The 22080-nt window shown below is 72.5% G+C and carries 17 protein-coding genes and 1 riboswitch; of the genes, 9 read left to right on the top strand and 8 right to left on the bottom strand.

From position 1 onward, the window contains the following. Positions 1–47: 47 nt before the first annotated feature. The 3 genes from ACWC2B_RS12770 to ACWC2B_RS12760 form a co-directional block, all read right to left on the bottom strand. Complete coding sequence (locus ACWC2B_RS12770) at positions 48–1451, bottom strand: FAD-dependent oxidoreductase (RefSeq protein ID WP_450716497.1); 1404 nt, start codon at positions 1449–1451, stop codon at positions 48–50. Positions 1452–1542: 91 nt separating this feature from the next. Next, complete coding sequence (locus ACWC2B_RS12765) at positions 1543–1857, bottom strand: (2Fe-2S)-binding protein (protein ID WP_450716483.1); 315 nt, start codon at positions 1855–1857, stop codon at positions 1543–1545. Between the two features lie 46 nt (positions 1858–1903). Next, positions 1904–3160, bottom strand: coding sequence for an NAD(P)/FAD-dependent oxidoreductase (locus tag ACWC2B_RS12760; RefSeq protein WP_450716482.1), 1257 nt, complete (start codon positions 3158–3160; stop codon positions 1904–1906). Positions 3161–3353: 193 nt separating this feature from the next. On the opposite strand from ACWC2B_RS12760, the gene ACWC2B_RS12755 reads away from it, so the two are divergent. Genes ACWC2B_RS12755 through ACWC2B_RS12735 form a run of 5 tightly spaced genes read left to right on the top strand, consistent with a single transcriptional unit; the run spans position 3354 to position 9045 of the window. Then, positions 3354–5102 (top strand): ABC transporter substrate-binding protein, encoded by a 1749-nt coding sequence (locus tag ACWC2B_RS12755; RefSeq protein ID WP_450716481.1) that lies wholly within the window; start codon positions 3354–3356, stop codon positions 5100–5102. 13 nt (positions 5103–5115) lie between these two features. Beyond that, on the top strand, positions 5116–6060 hold the full coding sequence (locus ACWC2B_RS12750) for an ABC transporter permease (protein ID WP_450716480.1): 945 nt from the start codon (positions 5116–5118) through the stop codon (positions 6058–6060). Then, complete coding sequence (locus ACWC2B_RS12745) at positions 6057–7043, top strand: ABC transporter permease (RefSeq protein WP_450716479.1); 987 nt, start codon at positions 6057–6059, stop codon at positions 7041–7043. Before ACWC2B_RS12750 ends, ACWC2B_RS12745 begins: the two co-directional genes overlap by 4 nt. 8 nt (positions 7044–7051) lie before the next feature. Next, on the top strand, positions 7052–8056 hold the full coding sequence (locus ACWC2B_RS12740) for an ABC transporter ATP-binding protein (protein WP_450716496.1): 1005 nt from the start codon (positions 7052–7054) through the stop codon (positions 8054–8056). Further along, on the top strand, positions 8053–9045 hold the full coding sequence (locus tag ACWC2B_RS12735; protein ID WP_450716478.1) for an ABC transporter ATP-binding protein: 993 nt from the start codon (positions 8053–8055) through the stop codon (positions 9043–9045). Before ACWC2B_RS12740 ends, ACWC2B_RS12735 begins: the two co-directional genes overlap by 4 nt. A gap of 305 nt (positions 9046–9350) precedes the next feature. On the opposite strand, the gene ACWC2B_RS12730 is transcribed toward ACWC2B_RS12735, so the two are convergent. From ACWC2B_RS12730 to ACWC2B_RS12715, 4 genes are all read right to left on the bottom strand, one after another. Continuing rightward, positions 9351–10610: a Dyp-type peroxidase gene (locus ACWC2B_RS12730; RefSeq protein WP_450716477.1), complete on the bottom strand. Its 1260-nt coding sequence runs from the start codon at positions 10608–10610 to the stop codon at positions 9351–9353. Between the two features lie 136 nt (positions 10611–10746). Beyond that, positions 10747–10977 carry a hypothetical protein gene (locus ACWC2B_RS12725; protein ID WP_450716476.1) on the bottom strand — a complete coding sequence of 77 codons (231 nt, stop codon included), beginning with the start codon at positions 10975–10977 and terminating at the stop codon, positions 10747–10749. Between the two features lie 40 nt (positions 10978–11017). After that, on the bottom strand, positions 11018–11209 hold the full coding sequence (locus tag ACWC2B_RS12720) for an rRNA adenine N-6-methyltransferase family protein (RefSeq protein ID WP_450716475.1): 192 nt from the start codon (positions 11207–11209) through the stop codon (positions 11018–11020). Positions 11210–11281: 72 nt separating this feature from the next. Then, positions 11282–11632 carry a DUF6415 family natural product biosynthesis protein gene (locus ACWC2B_RS12715; protein ID WP_450716474.1) on the bottom strand — a complete coding sequence of 117 codons (351 nt, stop codon included), beginning with the start codon at positions 11630–11632 and terminating at the stop codon, positions 11282–11284. A gap of 151 nt (positions 11633–11783) precedes the next feature. On the opposite strand from ACWC2B_RS12715, the gene ACWC2B_RS12710 reads away from it, so the two are divergent. The 3 genes from ACWC2B_RS12710 (at position 11784) to ACWC2B_RS12700 (ending at position 15969) form a co-directional block, all read left to right on the top strand. Further along, entirely contained in the window at positions 11784–13136 is a 1353-nt protein-coding gene (locus tag ACWC2B_RS12710) for a hypothetical protein (RefSeq protein ID WP_450716473.1), read from the top strand. A gap of 29 nt (positions 13137–13165) precedes the next feature. Further along, a complete protein-coding gene (locus ACWC2B_RS12705; RefSeq protein WP_450716472.1) occupies positions 13166–13984 on the top strand; it encodes a class I SAM-dependent methyltransferase in 819 nt (272 codons plus the stop codon). Between the two features lie 320 nt (positions 13985–14304). Continuing rightward, positions 14305–15969 carry a sigma-70 family RNA polymerase sigma factor gene (locus tag ACWC2B_RS12700; protein WP_450716471.1) on the top strand — a complete coding sequence of 555 codons (1665 nt, stop codon included), beginning with the start codon at positions 14305–14307 and terminating at the stop codon, positions 15967–15969. A 122-nt stretch (positions 15970–16091) separates the two neighbouring features. On the opposite strand, the gene cobN is transcribed toward ACWC2B_RS12700, so the two are convergent. After that, positions 16092–19718 carry a cobaltochelatase subunit CobN gene (gene cobN, locus ACWC2B_RS12695; RefSeq protein ID WP_450716470.1) on the bottom strand — a complete coding sequence of 1209 codons (3627 nt, stop codon included), beginning with the start codon at positions 19716–19718 and terminating at the stop codon, positions 16092–16094. A 71-nt stretch (positions 19719–19789) separates the two neighbouring features. Then, positions 19790–19874, bottom strand: a riboswitch (cobalamin riboswitch). Positions 19875–20642: 768 nt separating this feature from the next. On the opposite strand from cobN, the gene ACWC2B_RS12690 reads away from it, so the two are divergent. After that, positions 20643–22043, top strand: a complete 1401-nt coding sequence (locus ACWC2B_RS12690; RefSeq protein ID WP_450716469.1) for a cobalamin biosynthesis protein CobG — start codon at positions 20643–20645, stop codon at positions 22041–22043. Positions 22044–22080: the final 37 nt, after the last annotated feature.

The following is a 22080-nucleotide window of genomic DNA, read 5'->3' as shown; positions in this document are numbered from 1 at the left end:
GTGTCTGCCCCGCACTCCGCCGGGGGGGGCCGGCACAACCCCCGCACTTACCCGTCGGCCCCCTCCTGATCGGCATCCGGCGCCATCGCCGCCAGCACGCCCAACGGGACCGGCGTCGCGAACGGGCGGCGTTCCGCCGGGGGTTCGGCGCCGCCCGCCAGGCAGGACACCGCCGTTCCGCACGTGCGGCCCTGGCACCAGCCCATGCCGGCCCGGGTCAGCAGTTTGACCGTACGGGCATCCCGGGCGCCGTAGTCCTGGACCGCCTCGCGGATGCGGCCCGCGGTCACCTCTTCGCAGCGGCACACCTCGGTGTCGTCGGGGAGCCAGTCGGTCCAGCCGGGGCCCGGCGCGTGCGTGGCTGCCATGGCTTCGGCGAAGGTGCGCAGTCTCGTGCGGCGGGACTTCAACTGCCGCACGCGCCCGCCCGGTCCGGGCTTCCTGCCGAGCCGCGCCGCGATCGCTCGCGCCGCCAACTCGCCTTCCGTGCAGGCGAGTTGGGCGCCGCCGATGCCACCGGGTTCACCCGCCGCCCAGAGTCCGCGTACGGAGGTTTCCTGGCGGGCGTCCAGGACCAGCGCGAGGGCGCCGTCGGGGGTGCGGCGGGTGGCGCAGCCGAGGGTGGTGGCGAGTTCGATGCCGGGGACGAGGCCATGGCCGACGGCCAGCGCGTCGCAGGCGATCCTGCGCCCCGTGCCCGGCACCGGCCGCCACTGGCCGTCAAGCCGCGCGACGGTGACGGCCTCGACGCGCTCGGCGCCGTGCACCTCGGTCACCGCGCTGCGGGTGTGCAGCGCGACGCGGTGGCGCAGCAGTACCGAGCCATGCGTCACGGCCTCGGCGAGCTTGTGCGGGTTGGCGGCGAGCGCGCGGGGATGGTGGGCGTACCCCAGATATCCGGACGCCTCGATCACGGCCGGCACCTCGGCGCCGGCCTCGGCGAGCGAGGAGGCGGCGGCCAGGAGCAGCGGCCCGCTCCCCGCGACGACCACCCGCTTCCCGGGCAGCACGAGCCCACCCTTGAGCATGGCCTGCGCCCCGCCCGCTCCGACCACGCCGGGCAACGTCCAGCCGGGAAAGGGAAGTTGACGCTCGTAGGCCCCGGTGGCGAGCAGCACGGCCCGCGCCCGGACCCGCACCGGCCGCCCCTCCCCGCCGTCGGCCCCGGTCAGGGCGTGCACCGCCCACTCCGCACCGTCGCCCCCTCGCTCGACGGTCCACACGTGGTGCCCGGCGAGGTGCGCGACCTCGCTCGCCTCCAGGCGCCCGCGCAGGTCCGCGAACGCCTTCCAGTCGTGGTGCAGCCGCTCGGGGTGCGCGGCACGCAGCGCGGGCGCGGGCTGCCGGTAGAACTGCCCGCCGATCCGGTCGGAGAGGTCCAACAGGGCGACGCGCAGGCCGAGTTCCGATGCGGTGACGGCCCCGGCGAGCCCGGCGGGCCCGGCTCCGATGACGGCGAGGTCGTACGGTTCGGCCGGCTCCGCCGAGCGCGCTCCGGGCCCCGCGGGGTTGTCCTGCGGCTCCGCCGTCGAAGCGGACGGTTCAGACGCCAAGTCCGCCACGGCCGTGCCCTCCCTGCGTGCTGATCTCGTCGCCGGGGCCCGCCGGCACCAGGCAGGCCCGCCGGTTGGGCACCCCGTTGATCACCGCGAGGCACTCGTAGCACTGCCCGATCCCGCAGAACGCGCCCCTGGGCCGGCCCTCCTCGCGGGTCGTCCGCCAGGCCAGGATGCCCGCGGCCCACAGCGCGGCGGCGACGGACTGGCCGGGCAGCGCGGACACCGGGCGGCCGTCGAGCGTGATCTCGAACGCCGGGCCTGGCGGCGCCCCGGCCAGTTCCCTGGGGGTTCGGGCCACCGTGGGCCTCCTCTCGTAAAACTCGTAAAAGTCGTAACAGGTCAGGTCAAGTGCCGGTGTCGAACCGCGCCGGGTCGAACGATGCGATTTCCAAAGGGAGTTGGCCATCCGTCAGACACTCCGCGATGATCCGGCCCGTCGCCGGGGCGAGCCCGATCCCCGCCCCCTCGTGCCCGCACGCGTGCAGGAGTCCGGGCACGCGCGGGTCGGGCCCGATCGCCGGGAGGTGGTCCGGCAGATACGGGCGGAAGCCCGCGTACGTACGCATCGTCCGGACGTCGGCCAGTGCGGGGAAGAGTGCTGTCGCCCCGGCCGCCAGACGGCGCAGGACCTCGACGGACAGGGTGCGGTCGAAGCCGACGCGTTCGCGGCTCGCGCCGATCAGGACCGGGCCCGCCGGGGTGCCCTCGACCACCGCCGAGGTCTGGAGCGCGGCCGAACCGCTGGCCACGTCGGCGACGTAGTCCGCCGCGTACACCTTGTGCCGCACCACCCGCGGCAGCGGCTCGGTGACCAGGACGAAGCCGCGCCGGGGCAGCACGGGCAGCAACACCCCGGCCAGGCGGGCGAGTTCACCGCCCCAGGTGCCGGCCGCGTTCACCACGTGCGGGGCGTACAGCGCACCGGAAGCGGTCCGCACCCCCCGCACCGCGCCGCCGGGCCCGGTGAGCAGACCGGTGACCTCCTCGCCGGGCCCGAGCCGGACCTCGGCGCCCGACGCGCGCAGCAGATGGGCGGCGGCGAGGGCGGGCATGACCTGGGCGTCCTGCGGATAGTGGAAGCCCCCCGCGAGACCCGACGCCAGGTGCGGCTCCAGGTCGTGCAGCCGGTCGGCCGCCACCTCGCGTACGGTCACGCCCGCCTTCTCCTGGCCCGCCGCGAAGGTACGCAGCGCGGCCAGCCCCGCCTCGTCGGAGGCGACCACGAGCCCGCCCTTGGGCTCGTACTCGACCCCGCGCGGCAGCAGCTCGGCGAGCTCCTGCCACAACTGGGCGGAGAACAGGGCGAGTTCGAGCTCGGGTCCCGGTTCCTTGTCGGAGACGAGGAGGTTGCCCTCGCCCGATCCCGTGGTGCCGCCCGCCACCGGGCCCCGGTCGAGCACGGTGACGCTCAGACCGGCCCGGGCCGCGTAGTAGGCACAGGCGGCCCCCACGACCCCCGCCCCGACGACGATGACGTCCGAGGCGCTCCTCGTGAAGCTCGCGCTGCTCGCGCTGCTCGCGCTGCTCGCGCTGCTCGTGGAGGTCGTGGAGCCGGCAGATCTGGCCGGTCCCGTCGCTCTAGCCGATCTCTTGGAACTCATGGATCCCGTGGGCACCTCGGTAATATTTCACATGGCACTGCCTCTGCCAAGGAGTCGCCCGGATCGGATACCGGATCGGGTACGCATCGGATAAAAGAGTCCCCGACACCTTGTCAGTGCAATTTCACATTACTATGTTACGGGTCACATTCCAGCCGCTTCAGGCTGCCGAACGCTCACGGAGTGACCGCCAATGAACAAGCGCACCTGCACCGCCCTCGCCATCGCCCTCACGGCGACGCTCACCCTCGGAGCGGCCGGCTGTTCCGGGGGAAAGCACACCGGCGCGGGCGCGGGGGGCGGCAAGAACCCGGCCGTCGCGAACGTGGGCAAGGTCGTCGGCGGCACCCCGGTCAAGGGCGGCACCCTCACCGTCCTGTCCAACCAGGACTTCACCCACCTCGACCCGGCCCGCAACTGGGTCATGAGCGACATGGACTTCGGCACCCGGCTGCTCTACCGCACCCTGGTGACCTACAAGGCGGTCCCCGGCGTCGGCGGCGGCGAGCTGACGCCCGACCTCGCCACCGACCTCGGCACCCCCTCCAACGGAGCCCGCACCTGGACGTTCCACCTCAAACAGGGCCTCACCTACGAGGACGGCTCGCCCATCACCGCGCAGGACGTCAAGTACAACGTCGAGCGGTCCTTCTCCCCCGACCTGCCCGGCGGCTCCGACTACGCGGCCCGCTACCTCACCGGCGCCGAGGGCTACCAGGGCCCCGCCCAGGGCAAGCACCTCGACTCCGTCAAGACGCCCGACGACCACACGATCGTCTTCGAACTCCGCAAGCCCTTCGCCGAGTTCCCCAACGCCACCGTCATGCCGACCTTCGCGCCCGTGCCCAAGGCGCAGGACAACGGCCCCAAGTACGACAACAGACCGTTCTCGTCAGGCCCGTACAAGGTCGAGTCGTACCAGCGGAACAAGCAGCTCACCCTGGTCCGCAACACCCACTGGGACCCCGGCAGCGACCAGGTCCGCAAGGCCTACCCGGACCGCATCGTCGTGACGATGGGGCTCAAGGCCACCCAGATCGACGACCGCCTCATCGCCAGCCAGGGCGCCGACGCCTCCGCCGTCTCCTGGGGTGCGCTGCGCCCCGAGAGCGCGCCCAAGGTCCTGACGAACACAGCCGTACGCGAGCGCCTCCTCGCCGAGTCCACCAACTGCACGGACATGATCCAGATGCACACCGGACGCGCCCCGTTCACCGATGTGAAGGTGCGTCAGGCGGTGATGTACGCGCTCGACAAGGACGCGGTACTCACCTCGTCCGGCGGGCCCGCGTTCAACGACCTGTCCACCGCGTACATGCCGGCCACCCTCTTCGACGGCAAGCAGCCCGACACCCTCAAGATCCCCACCACCGGAGACGTCGCCAAGGCCAAGGAGCTCCTCAAGGAGGCGGGCAAGCCCGGCGGGTTCGAGACCAAGATGACCGTCTCCACCGGCGACAAGGGCCGCGCCGAGGCCATCCAGGAATCCCTCGCCAAGGCCGGGATCAAGGTCACCATCGAGACCGTCGACCCGTCCGCGTTCTACGCCACCATCGGCGACGTCAAGAACCGCACCGACATCCTCTACACGGGCTGGTGCCCGGACTACCCGTCCGGCTCCACGTTCCTGCCGTTCGTCTTCGACGGCCGCTACATCAAGGAGAAGGGCAACCAGGGCAACCACTCCGTCTTCCGCGACGACGCGACCATGAAGCGGATCGACGAGATCTCCGCCATGACCGACGTCAAGGCCGCGGCCCAGGCCTGGCAGCAGCTCGACGGCGAGATCCTCGCCAAGGCCCCCGCCGTGCCCGTCCTGGTCCGGCGCTGGCCGCTGGTGCTCGGCACCAACATCGCGGGCGGCTACGGCCAGACGTCCTTCGGCGGCCAGCTCGACTACGCCACCGTCGGGCTCAAGAACCCCGCCCAGAGCGGGAACTGAGGCCCGCCCGACCATGACCACTCCCCTGACCGCTCCGGCGAAACCACCGGTAGCAGTGACCGGCCGCGGGCCCTGGCAGCTCGCCCGCGCGGAACTGCGCCGCCGTACCTCCGTGAAGATCTCCCTCGCCGTCGTCGTCCTCTTCCTGTTCATGGCGGCCGGCGCCCCGCTGCTCGGCGCGCTCGGCGGCTGGTCCCCCGAAGAGTTCGACAAGACCGCCATCGACCCCTACCTCGGCGGCCAGCCGCTCGGCCCGCTCGGCGGGATCTCCGCCGACCACTGGCTCGGCGTCGAACCCGTCACCGGCCGCGACCTGTTCGCCCGCGTCGTGTACGGCGCCCAGGTCTCGCTGCTCATCGCCCTGACCGCGACCGCCATCGTCGTGGTCGCGGGCACGGCGGCCGGGATCGCGGCCGGCTACTTCGGCGGCCGCACCGACACGGTCCTGTCCCGGCTGATGGACCTCACCATGTCCTTCCCGTCCCTCATCTTCATGATCGCGATGATGTCGGTGGCCAAGGACGTCAACCGCATCCTGCTGATGACCGCCGTCATCGGCCTGTTCGGCTGGCCCGGAATCGCCCGCGTCGTACGCGGCCAGACCCTCTCGCTCAAACACCGCGAGTACGTGGACGCCGCCCGCGTCGGCGGCTCAGGCCCCTGGCGCATCCTGACCCGCGACATCCTGCCCGGGGTCGCCGGTCCCGTCATCGCGTACACCACGCTCATCGTCCCCGGCATGATCGCCACCGAGGCCGCACTCAGCTACCTCGGCGTCGGCGTGCGCCCGCCCACCCCGTCCTGGGGTCAGATGATCGCCGAGAGCGTGTCGTTCTACGACACCGACCCGATGTACTTCATCATCCCGAGCACCTGCCTCTTCCTCACCGTGCTCGCGTTCACCCTGCTCGGCGACGCGCTGCGCGACGTCCTCGACCCGAGGGGCAGCCGCACATGACCCGCTACCTCGCCCGCCGGATCCTCGGCGTGATCGGCGTGCTCATCGCGATCGCCGCGGTCACCTTCACCATCTTCTACGTCCTGCCGTCCGACCCGGCCGCCGCAGCCTGCGGCAAGTCGTGCAGCACCGAACGCCTGGAGGCGATCCGCGCCCACATGGGCCTGGACCAGCCGCTGTGGCGCCAGTTCTGGGACTTCGCCTCCGGGATCTTCACCGGCCGCACCATGGGCACCGGCCAGTACGCGCTGCACTGCGACTTCCCGTGCCTGGGCTACTCGTACGAGAACAGCGAGTCGGTCTGGGCCCTCCTCATGGACCGCCTCCCCGTCTCCGCCTCCCTGGCCCTCGGCGCGGCGGTGCTGTGGCTGGCGCTCGGCCTGACCGCCGGCGTCGCCGCCGCCCTGCGCAAGGACACCTTCACCGACCGCGCCCTGATGGTCGGCGCGGTCGCGGCGGCCTCCATGCCGGTCTACTTCACGTCGGTGATGCTGATCTACGGCCTGATCCGGGTGGCGGGCCTGCTCCCCTACCCCCAGTACGTCGCGTTCGGCTCCGACCCCGTGCACTGGGCGTCCAACCTGCTGCTCCCCTGGATCGCGCTCGCCATCCTGTACGCCGCCATGTACGCCCGCCAGAGCCGCAGTTCCATGATCGAGACCATGGCGGAGCCGTACATCCGCACCGCCCGCGCCAAGGGCCTGCCGCGCCGCACGGTCGTCGTCAAACACGGCCTGCGCTCCGCGATGACCCCGATCCTGACCCTGTTCGGCATGGATCTGGGCGGGCTGCTCGCGGGCGCGGTCATCACCGAGTCCATCTTCGGCCTGCCCGGCATCGGCCGGCTCTTCTACGGCGCCCTGTCCACCGGCGACCAGCCCGTCATCCTCGGCGTGACCCTGCTCGCCGCCGCTTTCATCGTCGTCGCCAACCTGGCGGTCGACCTTCTGTACGCGGTGGTCGACCCGCGGGTGAGGCTGTGATGACCGAGATGACTAAGGATCAACTCCTGTTGTCCGTACGTGACTTGAGCGTCACCTTCCCCACGGAGCGAGGTCCGGTACGGGCCGTGGACACGCTCTCCTTCGACGTACACCGGGGCCGCACCCTGGGCATCGTCGGCGAATCCGGGTCCGGCAAGTCCGTCACCTCGATGGCCGTGCTCGGCCTGCACACCGGCGCCGAGGTCACCGGCTCCATCACCCTGGACGGGCAGGAACTGGTGGGCCTGCCCGAACGCGCCCTGAACCGGGTGCGCGGCCGCCGCATCGCGATGATCTTCCAGGACCCGCTGTCCAGCCTCCACCCGTACTACACGGTCGGCGAGCAGATCGCGGAGCACCACCGGGTGCACTTCAACTCCCGGCGCGCACAAGCCCGCAAGCGGGCCGTGGAGATGCTCGCCGAGGTGGGCATCCCGGAGCCGGCGCGGCGGGCGGGCGAATACCCGCACCAGTTCTCCGGCGGCATGCGCCAGCGGGCGATGATCGCGATGGCGCTGGCCTGCGAGCCGGAGCTCCTCATAGCGGACGAGCCGACCACGGCCCTCGACGTAACCGTCCAGGCCCAGATCCTGGAACTGCTCGCCCGGTTGCAGCAGGAGCGCGGCCTGGCGGTCGTGATGATCACCCACGACCTGGGGGTGGTAGCCCGGGTCGCCCACGAGGTCCTGGTGATGTACGGGGGCCGGGCGGCCGAACAGGCCCCGGTGGACGACCTGTTCGCCATGCCCGCGCACCCCTACACCCGGGGCCTCCTCGACTCCCTGCCCCGTCTGGACGACAGCGACGACGCGCCCCTGCGGGCCATCCCGGGCAGCCCGCCCTCGCTGCTCGACCCCACCCCGGGCTGCGCGTTCGCACCCCGCTGCCCGCGCGCGGCCACCGCGAGCACCGAGCTGCGGGACCGCTGCGAGAGCGAACGCCCCTTGCTCGGCGGCCCGACGGGCCACCCGGTCGCCTGCCACCTCCCCGCGTACGAAGGCGTAGCGTCATGAGCTTTGTTCCGGCTGCCGAAGCACTCTCCGAACCCCTGTTGTCCGTACGGGAGTTGAGGATGCACTTCCCCGGCCGCGGCCACCGCTCGGCACCCGTGCGGGCCGTCGACGGCGTCAGCTTCGACGTGGCGGCGGGCGAGACGCTGGGCCTGGTCGGCGAATCCGGCTGCGGCAAGTCGACGACGGGCCGCGTGATCGTGCGCCTCCTTGAGCCCACCTCGGGGACGATCGCGTACGAGGGCCGCGACATCAGCCGCCTGAACCGGCGCGAGCTGCGACCGGTGCGCAAGGACCTCCAGATGGTCTTCCAGGACCCGCACTCCTCCCTGAACCCGCGCCAGACGGTGGCCCGCATCATCTCGGACCCGCTGCTCGCCCACGGCAGTTCGGAGTCGTCGGCGCGCGCCCGTGCGGTTGAGCTGATGGACCTGGTCGGCCTGATCCCGGAACACATAGACCGCTATCCGCACGAGTTCTCCGGCGGCCAGGCCCAGCGGATCGGCATAGCCCGCGCGCTGGCCCTCGACCCGAAGCTGGTGGTGGCGGACGAGCCGGTGTCGGCCCTTGACGTCTCCGTCCAGGCCCAGATCGTCAACCTGATGGAACGCCTACAGAAGGAGCTGGGCCTGGCCTACCTCTTCATCGCGCACGACCTGTCGGTGGTGAAGCGGGTGTGTGACCGGGTGGCGGTGATGTATCTGGGCCGGGTGGTGGAGATCGGCGCGAAGGAGCGGGTGTACGCGGCTCCGGCCCACCCGTACACCCAGGCCCTCCTGTCCGCCGTCCCCCTCCCCGACCCCGCGGCGGAACGGGCTCGCGAGCGGATCACGCTGCTGGGGGACCCTCCCAGCCCGGCGTCACCGCCGCCGGGGTGCGCGTTCCATCCGCGCTGCGCGCGGGCGGCGGAGGTCTGCCGTGTGGAGGCGCCGGTGTTGCGGGGGGTTGCGGCGGGGGAGGAGAGGCAGGTGGCGTGCCACTTCCCGGGTTGACCCGGGGTCCGCTCCCCCACCCCGCCCTTTCCCGACCCTGCGGGGGTTGAAGGACCCCTGAGGTCCCCCCTGTTCGAGCGAAGCCGAGAACTTGGGGGAGCGACCAACCACGCACGCTCCGAGGCTGAAAGCGGGGTCGGGGGCGCGGGGAACTGCGCGACCAGCCACCCACGATCCGCGGACTGACAGCCGTCGGGGGACCCGGGGCACAGCCCAGGGAAGCCCGCACCGCATCCCGCCGGGGGGCGGGGAACGCGCGACCAGCCACCCACAACGCGAGGCCGAATCCCCACCCCCGCGGAGCGTCAAAGCACGCCGCTGCCAAGCGGCCGATCAGGCAGCGCCCCCGGCAGCACATAGAACAGAGCCGAACCATAGTGCTCCGCAAAGGAGTTGAGCGCATCGCCCGCAGCCAACCGCCGCTGCACCCGCACGAAGAGCGCGGGGTCGTTCATGTAGGCCAGGAAGAGCAGCCCCCGATCAGCGGGGCTGTTCTCGTACGCGTACCCCCGCCGCAGCATGCGAGCCCCGCCATCGAGCCGAGGATTCGCAAGCCGCACATGCGCGTCCGCGGGCAGGACATAACCCCCCTCCGGACTTCCCGCCGGGCTCGCCCCCAGACTGCCCCCCGGGTTCCCTCCAGGGCTCCCCTCCGGACTCGCCCCCGCGCTCCCTCCCGGACTCCCCTCGGAACTCACCCCCGGACCCGGACCCGCCCCGGACGTACGCGCATCCAGGTCGACCTGATCACGCTCCGCCCCACCCCCCAACGGCTCACCCCCACGCTTGCGGCGCCCGATGATCTGCTCCTGCCGGGCAACGGGCAGCCGTCCGAACTCCTCGGTGCGCAGCCGTACCCGGCGTACCACGAGGAAGGTGCCGTCGGCGTACGGCCCCGGCGCGGACAGCCACACCCAGCGGGCGCACTCCTCGGCGGTGGGGTTCGCCGTGCCGTGCTTGAAGCCGAGGAGATTGCGCGGGGTCTCGCCGTCGCGCGGAGGCGTGAAGGGGGCAGTCCCCGGCCCCGGCAGCTCGGCCGGCAGGAATCCGGCCTGACGCCAGCGCGGCCGCAGCACCCCCGCGCCGGCCCCCGCGAGCAGCCAGGCGACCCGTTCGCACGCCTGCGGATCCCGCGCGGAGATCTGCACCCCGATCTCGCCCCCGCCGGCCCCCGCGTCGAGACGCTCCCCCGGGAACGGAGGCAGCTCCCGCAACCCCTCGGGCGCCCCGACACCGAGCCTCGTCGGCAGAGTGGGCCCGATCCCGACGGTCGCGCCGGCCCCCGCCTCAAGCCCGGTGAGCGACTCGCTCCACCGCGCGAGCAGCCGCCGCACGGCGTCCCGCCCGGGAGCCCCGCTCGTATTCGGCGTGAGGTCGTAGGAGACGAAGAGCGCGTACGGCGTCTGGCGCTCGGTCACCCCGACCTGCCGGGCGGGCCCGGGCGGCGGGCCCTGGGCGGGCCGCAGCGGGCGCTCGCGCGGAGGCGCGGAGTCACATCCGCTCAGCGCGAAGGCCACGGGGAGGGTGGCGAGGAGGGTGCGACGGGGGATCCTGGGAACACTCAAGTCATCGTACAAAACGGTACATTTCATGAGGAAGGTACTGCGCACGATACACCTGCGGCACCGGCCCACCGGGCTTCCTCAGCCCTGCGTGCCGTAGCCGGGGCGAGCGGCAAGCTCTGCGCCTTCCGGTTACCGCCTACCGCTCCCGAAGCGGGTTGGTCGGCGGGGGCGGCGCATCCGGATCGTCCTCGGCGACCGGGAGGGGCCGATGCCCCTCCGACCAGTGGTTGGACCAGCCGCACACCCCGCACGAATACCGGCCGTCGAGCCCGGCCAGCTCGGTACCGCACCGCTTGCACTGCGTGTACGTGATGTCCGGCGTCGGCGCGCTGCCGACCGCCGGGGGGCGTCCAGGGGTGTGGGTCACTCACGGAGCGTACCCAGCACGGAACCTCGGTTCGGGCAGTTCACAGCTGTCCGGAGGTGTTCCGGTGGGCTAGATCCTGGTCAACCTCTACGCCGGTGACGCGGTCGCTGCCGACGCGCTCACAGAGGTAGGCGGTGTTGCAGCCGGACCCGTATCCGACGTCAAGAACGGCGTGGTGCGGGCGGAGTTCAAGGTGGCTCAGCTTCTCGAAGACGACGTTCGGGGCGGACACCGATGAGCTGAAGTCGCCTCTGGGTTGGGGTCCCGGGGCGCATCCCCGCCGTGACTGGGCCGGGGGGCCAGATCAACTGACTCTGCTCTTCGCAGAGTTGGGAGCATCGAGGACTTCCAGGAACGCTCGGACCGTCCGGGCCAGCGCCCGGAGGTAGGTCCACGCGCCCAGCGGGACGGGCTCCGGGCCCCGCGCCACCAGGTCGGCCCAGTCGCGCAGGGCCGCGTCCGAGCGCGGGGTCCGGTCCGGCACGTCCGCCACCGATGCGTGCAGGCGCTCACCGTGATTCCGGATCGTCACGGTCAGGCGGCCGATCTCCAGCGGGCTCGGCTTGAACTGGAAACCGACAAGGACCCGGTCGCAGTCCAACGCGGCAAGCTCCCGCTCGGTGGGCGTCAACGGCTTCGCGTCTATCGTGCTCACGCTCCTCACTCACCCTGCCCCCTTCCGGATTCACCTCTTCCGGGCGGGGGTGCTGTGAAGAGCTAACCGCCGAGGGCGGGCCCGCGGGTACCGTTGAAGGCCTCCGGGAATGTGAAACCTGGGAAACCCCGGCAATTGGTTGGGAGTTGAGATGGCGAGGATCAGCCCCAGGACACCGAACACCGGCCTGTCGAGCCTGCTTGAACAGGCGAAATACACGCAGTCCCAGTTCGCACATGCGGTGAATCATGCGGGTCTCGCAGCCGGGCTCGAACTGCGTTATGACCATTCGGCGGTGAAACATTGGCTTGCCGGTACGCAGCCGAAACCGCAGGTCAGGGCGGTTATCGTCGAGGTCCTGGCGCGTAGGTTGAAGCGACCGGTCACGCATGCCGAGGCGGGTCTCACGCCCGTTCCGGACGTGCGCGGCGGGGCAGCGGGTGACACGGTCGAGGACCTGGTGGATCTGGGAACGGCCGACATGAACCCGTCCCGTCGGGGCGTTCTCGCCGGCGGCCTGTACTCGGCCGCGTTGGCCGTCCCCGCATTCGCCGTGGCAACGCCCGCGAAAGCCGCCGCGAAATCCCCGGCTCGTCCCACAACTCGTATCGGTCAAGGGCAGGTTGACACCGTCCGCAGGATGACGGACAAGATCGCCGACATTCTCGACGAGCTCGGCGCCGGTCACGCCCGGCCGATGGCGGCGGCGTTCCTCGTGAACACCGTCGGCCCCTACCTGAAGGCCTCGGCCACCGGGGAGGTGCACGCCGACATGCTCTCGGCCGCCTCCGACCTCACCTACCTGACCGGGTGGATGGCGATGTACGAACGCGAGCACGGCACCGGCCAGACCTACTACCTGCGCGCCCTCGACCTCGCCCGAGAGGCTGAGGACCACGTCACGTACTGCCGCACCCTGCGCGGCATGAGCCTCCAGGCCTCTAACCTCCGCTACGGCTCCAAGGCCCTCGAATACGCCGACAGCGCGGCCGAGGTGGCCCCTTCGGCCGGGCCCCGCCTGACCGCGTTCCTGCGCGGCCAGCAGGCCCACGCCGCCTCGATGGTCGGCGACAAGCGGCAGGCCATGAACCGGCTGCGCGAGACCGAGGCCGCGCTGGCCAAGGCCGACAACCACCGGGACGCCATCGGCGGATACGACCAGGCTGCCTACCAGTTCCATGTCGCCCACGTCCTGTACGAGTTCAAGGACCTGAAGGGCTCGATCAAGGCGATGCGGCACTCGCTGCGCGTGCAGCCGCCGCAGGAACGGCAGGGCCGGACCCACGCCAACGGGGTTCTCGCGCAACGGCAGTTCGAGCTCGGGCATGTCGAGGAGGCGTGCTCGACATGGGACCGGTTCCTCGACGACTACCAGGACCTGTCGACGGCGCGCGGCGACGAGCACTTCGCCACCATGCGCAAGCGTCTCGCCCCGTACACGAAGGCCCGCGCCGTGCGCGACCTGATGGCGCGGGCGCAGGACGTGGCCGCGCACAAGGCGTAGAGACGCGCACAAGGCATAGAGATGAGCCCATGACATCAGACCCGGTAATCGCCCCGGAAGTCCTGGCCTTCTACGCCGAGACGGTCGACGAATCCGTACGGCTGACGTCCAGCGCCGACGGCGCGCTCGAACTGATCCGCACCCAGGAGATCCTGCGGCGCCACCTTCCGCCCGCGCCGGCCGCCGTCCTCGATGTCGGCGGTGGGCCCGGCATCCATGCCCAGTGGCTGGCCGAGGACGGGTACACGGTGCACATCGTGGACCCCGTGCCCCGCCATATCGCGCAGGCACCCCTCGGCGTCACGGCCGAGGTCGGTGACGCGCGCAAGCTGTCCGCGCCCGACCACTCCCAGGACGTCGTCCTTCTGCTCGGCCCGCTCTACCACCTCCTGGAGCGCGAGGAGCGGGACCTGGCCATCGCCGAGGCGCTGCGCGTCGTCAAGCCGGGCGGGCTCGTCGCGGCCGCCGCGATCGGGCGCTATGCCTCGCTCTTCGAGCACGTCGCCACCACGCTGCTTGATGTCGAGCGCGTCCACGATGCCGTCTTCGACATCCTCAGGACGGGGCGCCACGACCCCGGTCGGAAGGGGTTCACCGCAGCCTACTTCCACACCGCCGAGTCGCTTGCCGAGGAGCTGACGGCGGGCGGTGTGCGGGGTGTGGAGGTGATCGGGATCGAGGGGCCGTCCTGGGGTGCGCTCAAGGCGGCCGAGGTGCACGGCAAGGAGTCGCTGCGGGATTCGGCGATGTTCCGCGCCGCGCTCGCGGCCGCCCGGCTCGCCGAGCCGTACCCCGAGCTCCTGTCGGCCAGCTCCCACATGCTGGCGGTCGGGCATGCGCCCGGGTGACCCCGGGTGGTAAGGCCCACGCCCCGCCCTTCCCCCAAGGACAGCCCTGCCAGGGGCGCGGGGAACTGCGCGAGCGGCCACGCGCGGCCCGCATCCGAGACGGGACACCCACGCGGCCCACCCCGCCCGCAAGCGTGACGAGCCCCACACCCCTCACCACCCCCGCCCCGGGCACGGCCCCCACCAGCCAGAACCTGTCAGAACCCGTCAAACGTCGGCCGATATCCATCACCAGATTTCTGTTATCCGGTCACAGCCGGGCTGTTCTCCTCTCCGTCGGGCCAGTTAGGTTCGGTCGATGCCGGGGAGAGTGGACGAGCGTGATCAGTGAACAGGAAGCCGCGGTGGTCGTCGCGGCTCGGGCCGGTGACCAGGTGGCCCGCGACGAGCTCATAGCCGGGTATCTGCCGCTCGTGTACAACATCGTCGGCCGCGCGCTGAACGGGCACGCCGACGTCGACGATGTCGTGCAGGAGAGCCTGCTGCGGATGCTCGACGGGCTCGGCTCGCTGCGCGACCCGGAGGCCTTCCGGTCCTGGCTGGTCGCCGTCACCATGAACGAGATCCGACGGTACTGGCAGGGCCATCGCCGTACCCCGGCCCCCGTCGACGGTGGGCTCCAGGACGCCTACGACATCGCCGACCCCGGTGCCGACTTCGTCGACCTCACCATCGTCCAGCTCGGGCTTTCCGGGCAGCGCAAGGAGGTCACCGAGGCCACCCGCTGGCTGGAGCCCGACGACAGCGCGCTCCTCTCGCTGTGGTGGCTGGAGGCCGCCGGCGTACTCACCCGGGGCGAGGTCGCCTCCGCGCTCGACCTGACCCCCGAGCACGCCGCCGTACGCATCCAGCGCATGAAGGGCCAGCTGGAGACCGCCCGCGTCGTCGTGCGCGCCCTCGCCGGGATCGAGCGCTGTGGCGAACTCTCCGGGTTCGCCCTCTCCTGGGACGGCGTGCCTTCCGCCCTGTGGCGCAAGCGAATAGCCCGGCACGCGCGCACCTGCGCCGTCTGCTCCGGGCACTGGAGCGGGCTCATACCCGCCGAGGGGCTTCTTGTCGGCCTCGCGCTCGTCCCTGTCGCAGCCGCCTCCGCCGGACTTCTCGCCGCCCTCCACGCAGGAGCGGGCCCGGCTCTGCAGACCGCCGCCCACGCCACCACCCAGCCCGCTCCTCAAGCCCCGAAAGCCCCCCGCGCCAGCCACGCCGCCCACAAGCGCCGCGGCCCCGCCTCCCGGCGCGACCGGCGGGACCAGCGGGCGCGGCGTCGGCGCCGGGCCGCCGCCGTCATCGCCGGGGTGGCCGCCGTCGCCGCCCTCGGCGGAGCCTTCCACTTCTTCACCGACTCCGGGCACGATGCGTCGCGCACCGTCGCCGATGCCCCCGGCACCACCACCGAGGCCGCCGCCGACGGGATGAGTACGAGCATGAAGCCCGTTCCCCCGTCCGCCTCGGCCTCCAACTCCCCTGCCAGGCCGAGCAGTTCGGCCAGTCCCAGCGCCAAGCCCCCGGCTTCGCCCGCCGCCAAGCCCTCCTCGCACCCCGTGCCGCCCAGGCCCGCCCCCAGCACCAAGCGCGCCGCCCCCAGCGCCGAATCCGGTCAGCCGGCCGCCGCGCAGGACGTGCTCGCGATCGTCAACTCCGAGCGTGCGAAGGCCGGTTGTTCGGCACTCACCAGCAACCCCAAGCTGTACGACGCCGCGCTCAAGCACTCCGAGAACATGGCCGCGCAGAACTTCTTCGACCACACCGACCCCAGCGGCGCCGGACCCGGCGAGCGCATCACCGCCGCCGGGTACAAGTGGAGTACGTACGGCGAGAACATCGCGCGGGGCCAGGCCGACGCGGCCGCCGTCATGGACACCTGGATGCACAGCCCCGGCCACCGCGCCAACATCCTGAACTGCGCGTTCAAGGAGATCGGCATCGGGGTCCACAACGGGTCCGGCGGGCCCTGGTGGACTCAGGACTTCGGCACTCAGAGTTAGAGCCTGTGTCTAAACCCGCAAAGCGAAGTGGGCCCGGGTTCTTGAACCCGGGCCCACCCCGCTCACTGAGAGCCTGTGTCTGAACCCCGCCCGGGCGGGGTTCAGACACAGGCTCTGACGCCTCAGCCCTCGTCCTCCAGGTCGCCCTCGGTCTCCAGGTACACCTGGCGAAGGGCTTCCAGGACCGCCGGGTCCGGCTTCGCCCACATGCCGCGCGACTCGGCCTCCAACAGGCGCTCCGCGATGCCGTGCAGGGCCCACGGGTTGGCGGCCTGGAGGAACTCGCGGTTGGCCGGGTCCAGGACGTACGTCTCGGTCAACTTGTCGTACATCCAGTCGGCGACCACGCCCGTCGTGGCGTCGTAGCCGAACAAGTAGTCCACCGTCGCCGCGAGTTCGAAGGCCCCCTTGTAGCCGTGGCGGCGCATCGCCTCGATCCACTTGGGGTTGACGACCCGGGCCCGGAAGACCCTGCTGGTCTCCTCGACCAGGGTGCGGGTCTTGACCGTTTCGGGGCGCGTCGAGTCGCCGATGTACGCCTCGGGGGCGGTGCCGCGCAGCGCGCGGACGGTGGCCACCATGCCGCCGTGGTACTGGAAGTAGTCGTCCGAGTCGGCGATGTCGTGCTCGCGGGTGTCGGTGTTCTTCGCCGCCACCGCGATCCGCTTGTACGCCGTCTCCATCTCGTCCCGCGCCGGACGGCCGTCCAGCTCGCGGCCGTACGCGTAGCCGCCCCACACCGTGTAGACCTCGGCGAGGTCGGCGTCGGTGCGCCAGTCGCGGGAATCGATGAGCTGGAGCAGGCCCGCGCCGTAGGTGCCGGGGCGGGAGCCGAAGATGCGGGTGGTGGCGCGGCGTTCGTCGCCGTGCTCGGCGAGGTCGGCCTGGGTGTGGGCGCGTACGTGGTTCTGGTCGGCGGGTTCGTCGAGCGATGCCGCCAGGCGTACGGCGTCGTCCAACAGGCCGATCGTGTGCGGGAAGGCGTCGCGGAAGAAGCCCGAGATGCGCAGGGTCACGTCGATGCGGGGGCGGCCCAGCTCGTCGAGCGGGATCGGCTCCAGGCCGGTGACCCGGCGCGAGGCGTCGTCCCAGACGGGTCGCACGCCGAGCAGCGCCATCGCCTCGGCCACGTCGTCGCCCGCCGTGCGCATCGCGCTCGTACCCCACAGGGAGAGCCCGACCGAGGTCGGCCAGTCGCCGTTGTCGGTGCGGTAGCGGTTGGCGAGGGACTCGGCGAGCGCCTGCCCTGTCTCCCAGGCGAGCCGCGATGGGACGGCCTTGGGGTCGACCGAGTAGAAGTTGCGGCCGGTCGGCAGGACGTTGACCAGGCCACGCAGGGGAGAGCCCGAGGGGCCCGCCGGTACGAAGCCGCCGCCCAGGGCGTGGACGGTGTGGTCGAGTTCGGCGGTGGTCGCGGCCAGGCGCGGGACGACCTCGCGGGCCGCGAACTCCAGGATGGCGCGCACCTGTTGGGTCTGGTCGGCGGGGATCGCGGCCAGGTCCCAGGCGGCGTCGTCCATCGCCTGCACCAGGGCGCGGGCCTGCCCCTCGGCCTCGTCGGCCGAGGTGCGGGTGGCCGCGGACTCGTCCAGGCCGAGGGCCTCGCGAAGGCCGGGCAGAGCGGAGGTGCCGCCCCAGATCTGACGCGCCCTCAGAATCGCGAGGACCAGGTTGACGCGGTCGGCGCCGGCCGGGGCGTTGCCGAGCACGTGCAGGCCGTCGCGGATCTGGACGTCCTTGATCTCGCAGAGCCAGCCGTCGAGATGCATGATGAACTCGTCGAAGCCCTCGTCCTCGGGGCGGTCTTCGAGCCCCAGGTCGTGGTCGAGCTTCGCGGCCTGGATCAGCGTCCAGATCTGGGCGCGGATCGCGGGGAGCTTCGCCGGGTCCATGGCCGCGATCTGGGCGTGCTCGTCGAGGAGCTGCTCCAGGCGCGCGATGTCGCCGTACGAGTCGGCGCGCGCCATCGGCGGCACCAGGTGGTCGATCAGCGTGGCGTGCACACGGCGCTTGGCCTGGGTGCCCTCGCCCGGGTCGTTGACCAGGAACGGGTACACCAGCGGGATGTCGCCGAGGGCGGCGTCCGGGCCGCAGGCGGCGGACAGGCCCGCGTTCTTGCCGGGCAGCCACTCCAGGTTGCCGTGCTTGCCGAGGTGGATCATCGCGTCGGCGCCGAAGCCGCCGTCGGCGGCGGACGCCGCGATCCAGCGGTAGGCGGCCAAGTAGTGGTGCGAGGGCGGCAGATCGGGGTCGTGGTAGATCGCGATCGGGTTCTCGCCGAAGCCGCGCGGCGGCTGGATGAGGATCAGCAGATTGCCGCGGCGCAGGGCCGCGAGGACGATGTCGCCCTCGGGGTTACGGGACCGGTCGAGGAACATCTCGCCGGGCGGCGGCCCCCAGTGCTCCTCCACATTCGTACGCAGCTCCTCGGGCAGCGTCGCGTACCAGCGCTTGTAGTCGGCGGCCGGGATGCGGACCGGGTTGGCCGCCAGCTGCTCCTCGGTGAGCCAGTCCTGGTCGTGGCCGCCCGCGTCGATCAGCGCGCGGATCAGCTCGTCGCCGTCGCCGGAGACCAGGCCCGGGATCTCGTCCTCGGGCCCGAAGTCGTAGCCCTCGGCGCGCAGTCGGCGAAGCAGCGCGACGGCGCTCGCGGGGGTGTCGAGGCCGACCGCGTTGCCGATCCGGGAGTGCTTGGTCGGGTACGCGGAGAGCACGAGAGCGAGGCGCTTGTCGGCGGCGGGGATGTGCTTCAGGCGGGCGTGGCGTACGGCGATCCCGGCGACGCGGGCCGAGCGCTCGGCGTCGGCGACGTACGCGGGCAGGCCGTCCTCGTCGATCTCCTTGAAGGAGAACGGAACGGTGATCAGGCGGCCGTCGAACTCGGGGACCGCGATCTGGCTGGCCGCGTCCAGCGGGGACACGCCCTCGTCGTTCTCCTCCCAGGCGCCGCGCGAGCCGGTGAGGCAGAGCGCCTGGAGGATCGGTACGTCCAGGCCGCTGAGCGCGCCCGCGTCCCAGGACTCGTCGTCCCCGCCCGCCGACGCGGTGGCCGGCTTGGTGCCGCCGGCTGCGAGGACGGTGGTCACGATGGCGTCGGCGGCGCGCAGTTCGTCGATGAGCTCCGGCTCGGGGGAGCGCAGCGAGGACACGTACAGCGGGAGCGCGCGGCCCCCGGCGTCCTCGATGGCGCCGCACAGGGTGTCCACGAAGGCGGTGTTGCCGCTCATGTGGTGGGCGCGGTAGTAGAGCACCGCGACGGTCGGCCCCTCGACGGGGCGGGCCGTGCGCTCAAGGGGGCCCCAGGAGGGGGCGGGCGCGGGCGGCTCGAATCCGTGGCCGGTGAGCAGCACGGTGTCGGAGAGGAATCGGGCGAGTTGGTCCAGGTTGGCGGGGCCGCCGTGCGCGAGGTAGGCGTGCGCCTCGGCGGCGATGCCGACCGGCACGGTGGAGGCGGCCATCAGCTGGGCGTCCGGGGCCTGTTCACCGCTGAGCACGACGACGGGCAGCCCGCTCGCGGTCAGCGCGTCGAGCCCGTCCTGCCAGGCGCGCACGCCGCCGAGGAGGCGTACGACGACGAGGCCGACGCCGTCGAGGAGCGCGGGCAGGGCGTCGAGCGCGAGCCGGGAGGGGTTGGCGAACCGATAGGGCACCGGGCCGTCGTTCGCGGCGCGGGCGCTGAGGAGGTCGGTGTCGGACGTCGACAGGAGCAGGATGGGGCGGGGGCGGGGGCCCTGGGGGTCCTCAAGCATGCGGCGTCAGGCCTTCCTCGGGGTGTCCGCGCCCCGGGTGGTGTCGGAATGGGTCTCCCCGAGGGGAGGGGGAGTTCCTGACTCGCCCGGCCGAGCGGGGGCTCGGGTCCGGGCTCACAGTGGCGGGACCGCGCCGGAATCACACCGGGCTTCCTCCCCTGACGCCGTCGCCGGCGCGTGGCGGGCCAGGTGGCCCGTTGCCTGCATAGTAGCGACCTCGGTGGGGGCGGGGTTTGGGCGCGGATCGCTTCCGCGGGGGTGGGGGTTCAGTGCGGGGCGCTTCCGCGGGGGGGGGGAGGGGGGGAGGTTCAGCGCGGGCCGTCTGTGGCTGGTCGCGCCCGCGCGGCGGAGCCGCAAATGTCACAGCCCCGCGCCCCTAGCAGGGTTGGTGCGGGCTTCCCTGGGCTGTGCCCCGGACCTCCCGACGCCCCTCCGCCTGCGGACCGTGCGTGGCTGGTCGCGCCCGCGCGGCGGAGCCGCAAATGTCACAGCCCCGCGCCCCTTAGCGGGGTCAGTGCGGGCACCCCCCGGCTGTGCCCCGGACCCCCGACGCCCCTCCGCCTGCGGACCGTGCGTGGTTGCTCGCGCAGTTCCCCGCGCCCCTTAGCGGGGTCAGTGCTGGCACCCCCCGGCTGTGCCCCGGACCTCCCGACGCCACTCCGCCTTCGGCCGCGGGCTGCACGTGGTTGCTCGCGCAGTTCCCCGCGCCCCTAAGCGGGGTCAGTGCTAGCCCGCACCGGAGCATTTCAGCCTGTCCGGCGGTTGAGGACGAGCGCCCTTCAGGCGCGAACGGGGTCTGGGGCGGAGCCCCAGCAGCCACGGGGCGCAGCCCGGACGGAATCCCCCGGAGGGTCTCGGGAAGGGGCGGGGTGGGGAAGACCTCCCCGGGTGGCCACCGCCTCCCTCGTGGGTATGCTCGCCGCCATGCCGCCCCCCTCCTCAACACCCCCCAACCAGGGCGAACCCCGCATAGAGGACCCCTTGGGAGCTGTCGTACGCGAGGCCCGCACCCCGGACCGGGACGCGACCGGAGAATCCGGCCGCCCGGTCCCCGTCGTACGGGACCGCACCGACGCCTGCCCCGGCGCCCTGAGGCTGCACACCGCCGAAGACGGCCGCCTGGCCCGACTCCGGCTCCCCGGCGGCATCTTGACGAACCGTCAGGTAGAGGCGCTGGCCGTCGCGGCCGAGCGGTACGGAGACGGCCACCTCGGCATCACCTCCCGCGGCAACGCCGAGTTGCGCGGCATCGGCGAGGCCTGCGGCACCGGCCTCGCCGAACTCCTGCGGCACACCGCCCTGTTGCCCTCGGAGCGGCACGAGCGGATCCGTAACGTCGTGGCCTCCCCGCTGGCCGGCCTCGACGGCCTCGGGCACGGCACCCTGCACCCTTGGCTGCGCGAACTGGACGCCCTGCTGTGCGCCCAGGACTGGACGGCCGCGCTCTCGGGCCGCTTCCTGTTCGCCCTGGACGACGGCCGCGGCGACGTCGCGGGCCTCGGCGGCGATGTGACCTTGCTCGCACAAGCGGGGGCGACGGCGGTCGTACGGGTCGGGGCGAGCGCGCTGCGCGTGGCGGCGGCCGACGCCCCCCGGGCGGCGCTGGAGGCCGCCCGCGCCTTCCTCGCCACCGCGGCCGCCGCGGGCAACGGCGCCTGGCGCGTACGCGAACTCCCCCCGGGCCACGAGGCCGACCTCGCGGACGCCCTGGCCCACGCGGGCATCGGAGCCGAGCCCGCCCCCGCACCGGACGCCCCAGCACCGGACGCCCCCGTACCGGACACGCCGGCGCCGACCGCACACTCGACCGCCCCCGCCCCCGGAATCGTGGCCGGCCCCGACGGAACGTACGCCCTGCTCGTGGCCCCCGTGCTGGGCCGGGTCACCAGCACGCAGCTACGGGCGCTCGCCGGCCCCGGCGGCGAGGTCAGGATCACCCCGTGGCGCGGATTCGTCGTCCCCGGGTTCGACGAGCGCGCGGCCCACGAGAAGCTGCGGGAGCTCGACGACGCCGGGTTCACCACCGCCCCCGACGCTCCGTGGACCGGGGTCGGCGCCTGCACCGGCCGCCCCGGCTGCGCCAAGGCGCTGGCCGACGTGCGCCGGGACGCCCTGCCGGGCCCGGGCGGGCTGCCGGTCTACTGGTCGGGCTGCGAACGCCGCTGCGGCCACCCGCACGGCGACTGGGTGGACGTGACCGCGACCCCCGACGGCCACTACACGGTGGCGGTACGAGGCGTACGGGAACACCAAGTGCCGGTAGTGGAGGGCGAGTTGGCGGCAGCTGTGGCCGCCGCGCGAACCGGCGGGAGCGGCGGGGCATGACGGCGGCACGCAAGACACCGCAAGCCGTGCCACCCAC

It is taken from the genome of Streptomyces sp. NPDC001415, from assembly GCF_053597395.1.
The sequence above is the reverse complement of the archived record's forward strand: the minus strand, read 5'-3'. Positions and strand labels throughout refer to the sequence as shown.